The sequence below is a fragment of the Mitsuaria sp. TWR114 genome, from assembly GCF_007997345.1.
Genome location: NZ_VOSR01000958.1, coordinates 1 through 2,966, shown reverse-complemented (window position 1 = coordinate 2,966; position 2,966 = coordinate 1). Strand labels below are relative to the sequence as shown.

Annotated in this window: 2 protein-coding genes; both read right to left on the bottom strand. The window is 73.8% G+C overall.

What is annotated here, in order from left to right; genetic code table 11:
* The coding region (locus FUT87_RS26285) for a cobaltochelatase subunit CobN (RefSeq protein ID WP_186830774.1) at positions 1-2,418 on the bottom strand (2,418 nt) is incomplete at its 3' end.
* The gene (locus FUT87_RS26280) at positions 2,415-2,864 is read right to left on the bottom strand and encodes a DUF2149 domain-containing protein (protein ID WP_091721308.1); all 450 of its coding nucleotides are present in this window, start codon (positions 2,862-2,864) and stop codon (positions 2,415-2,417) included. The genes FUT87_RS26280 and FUT87_RS26285, both read right to left, overlap by 4 nt.
* Positions 2,865-2,966: the final 102 nt, after the last annotated feature.

Here is a 2,966-nt window from a genome sequence, read left to right as displayed (position 1 = left end):
GCCGGCGTCGAGGCCGTGGACGTCGCACCCGCAGACGCGGACGCCGACGCAGCTGCTGCGTGTTTCGCCTCGGCCGCCACGGCCGAGCGCCGACGCCGCCGCCGGTGTGCCCACGGCCACGCAGGCGGAGGGTCGCAGGTCGAGCTGGCTGGCCGCCTGCGCGTCCTTCAGCGCGACATCGAGCCAGCGGGCCGGCCGCGCCTTCGCGACGCCCTCGTGGTTGATCAGGAAGGCCTCGTCGATGTCCTCGCCCAGCGCCTCGATCAAGGGCACGCGCAGCAGCTGCAGGATCGAGCCGCGGCGCTGGTCCTCGTCCGGAACCACGCCGAAGACCGCCAGCCCCTTGGGCTGCGAGCTCTGCGCCAGGCGGTCCAGGTAGGGATGCAGCAGTTCCAGGAAACCGCTGAAGTCGGCCGCGATCCGCTCGGCGCTCCAGCCCAGGTCGCGGTGCAGGTTGTGCTCGACGAACTGCTGCAGCATGCGGCGCTCCAGCCCCTGGCGCGTCGGGCCGGGATCGACCGTCTCCCACTCGTGCATCAGCTCATGCATGTGGGCCATGCCCGCGTTGAAGCCCGCCGGCGCGAAGCTCGGCGTGCGGTGGCTCACCATCAGCGCGCGGCCGCGGCGCTTGGCGGTGAGCGCCTCGCCGAGGTTGTCGACGATGTAGGGATAGATCACCGGCGTGTCGCCCAGCGGCAGCCAGACCGGGTCCCACACGTCGGGACCGCGCAGCTTGCCCGGCGCCCACTCCTGCGTGCCGTGCGTGCCGAAATGGAGGATCGCGTCGGCCTGCCGCGCCCACAGGTAGGTGGCGAGGTAGTGATGCGACAGCGGCGTGCGGCTGCGATGCATGAAGGGATCCTGGCCGTTGCGCAGGGTCTCCTCGCGCGGCGGCTGCGGCAGCACGGTCAGCGCGCCCAGCTTCAGGCGCGGGATGACGAAGACCGGCTCGCCGCGCTGCCGCACGACATAGCGGCTGCTCGCGGGCGGGCCCCACTTGGCGACCATGGGATCGCGCACCGCGGCGGGCAGCGCGTCGAACCAGGCGGTGTAGCGCGCGAGCGGCAAGGCCTCGGCCTGGTCGGCGTCGAGCAGGGCCTGCAGGTCGGTGCCGGGGTAGTAGGCCGAGAGCAGCGGCTTGAGGCCGGCGATCCAGTCCGCCTCCGCCTTCGGCGTGACGGCGTAGCCAGCGTCCTTCAGCCCCTCGCTGACGCGCGCGAGGCTGCGCGGCACGTTGAGGAAGGACGCGCCGAAGTTGCTGCCGCCGGGCGGATAGTTGTAGACGAAGGCCACCAGCCGCTTGTCGGCGTTGGACCGGGTCTGCAGCGCGATCCAGCGCGCGGCCTTGCCGGCGACGCTGGCGGCCTGGCGGTCGATGAGTTCGGGCTCGCCCCGCTTCGGATGGGCGACGACGACGACCGGATCGATCAGGCCCGCCGCCTCCGGCTGCGCGAAGTAGAACGGAATGTCGGCTTGCGAGAGGCCGGTCTCGCTGCCTTCCCAGGCCGCGGCCTGGTCCTGCCGGTAGGGCTGCGTCTGCAGCACCGGCACGCCCCAGCGCTCGAAGGTGGGCTGCAGGCTGGCGCCCTGCGGCAGCAGACTGTGGTTGACGATCACGCGGGCCTGGACCTGGCCGTCGCGCTCCAGCAGCGCCGACAGCGGCTGGTCGCTGAGCTGGCCGCTGAAGGCGGCGTAGGCGAGCAGGCCGCGCTCGCGGAACATCGCGAGCCAGCGGTCCAGCCAGGCGGTGTTGCCTTGGACGAAGTGGTAGCGGTGCAGCAGCAGCGCCACGGGCTCGCCGCGCAGGCCCTGCTGCGCGGCCCAGGCGCGGAACTCGGCGGCGTCGGCGAAGAGCCGCGGCGCGCCGGGGTAGTGGATGCCGCGCTGCGGGATCAACTGCGGTGGGCCGAGGTCGGGTGCGGGCGTGCCCGCGAGCTGCGCCCGCGCGAGCGCGAAGGCGGTGCGCGTGTTGGTCGGTCCGCCGGCCTGCAGGTAGGCGCGCAGGCTGCGGTCGCTGGCGGCGGGCTCGCCGGCGGGGATCCACAGCACCTGCGCCTCCGGCTTGCCGACGCGCCGCAGCGCGGCGTCGACGATCGGGCGCAGCCGCGCCTCGGCGGTCGCATGCGGGATGTCGACCCAGACCAGCGCGGCCTCGCGCAGCGCGCGGTCGAGCGCGGGATCCTGCTCGATGGGCGCGCCGCGCAGCGGGTACTCGATCTGCCGGACTGCGAAGCCGGCGGCCTTTCCCTCGCGCTCGAGCAGCGCGTGCTTGGCCGCGGGCGTGATGTCGACGCTGAGGAAGAGCACCGGAGTGCCGGCGGCCGCGCCGCCCGCGGTCGCGGGCGCGCACGATGCCGCCGCGCAGAAGCTCAGGGCCGCGGCCGCGAGGCAGCGGGCCAGCAGGGCGCGGACGCTCATGGCTGAGGCGTTCCGGCCGTCGTCGGCGCGGGGGCCGCCGCGGCGCCGCGACCGCCGCCCGCAGCAGGGCCCGTGGGACCGGCCGGCGTGGCCGCGGGCGAGCCGCCCGGCGTTCCGGCCGCGCCGGCCTCACCGGCTTCGGGCACGTAGATGATGGAGCCGTCCTTCATCTTGTAGGCGACGCCGGCGCGCTCCCCCTGGCCTTCGGCGCTGCCGCCGTTGCCGCGGTACTTGATCTCCTGCCCGTCCTTGCGGACGACGATCTCCATGCCCGGTTGACCGGGGTTGCGGATCACCGTTTCGTTCGCATGCGATTGCTGCTGCAGCGCGACCGCCGTCAGCAGCGCGACGACCAGCACCAGGAACACGTCCACCAGGTTCACCGCGGACAGCATCGGGTCGTCGTCCTCCTCGGCGAGGATGGACAGGCGGCGGCCGGTGCTCATGCCCAGCCCTGTTCGGTCTTGATCGCCAGCAGCTCGGCCAGCAGCCAGCGGCGGCGGATCGAGTAGACGACCAGCGCGATCGCCGCCGCGGCCAGCGCGAGC

What these genes read in the sequence shown, in the direction of transcription:
- FUT87_RS26280 (WP_091721308.1), bottom strand. Translation starts at nt 2,864, where the DNA reads ATGAGCACCGGCCGCCGCCTGTCCATCCTCGCCGAGGAGGACGACGAC.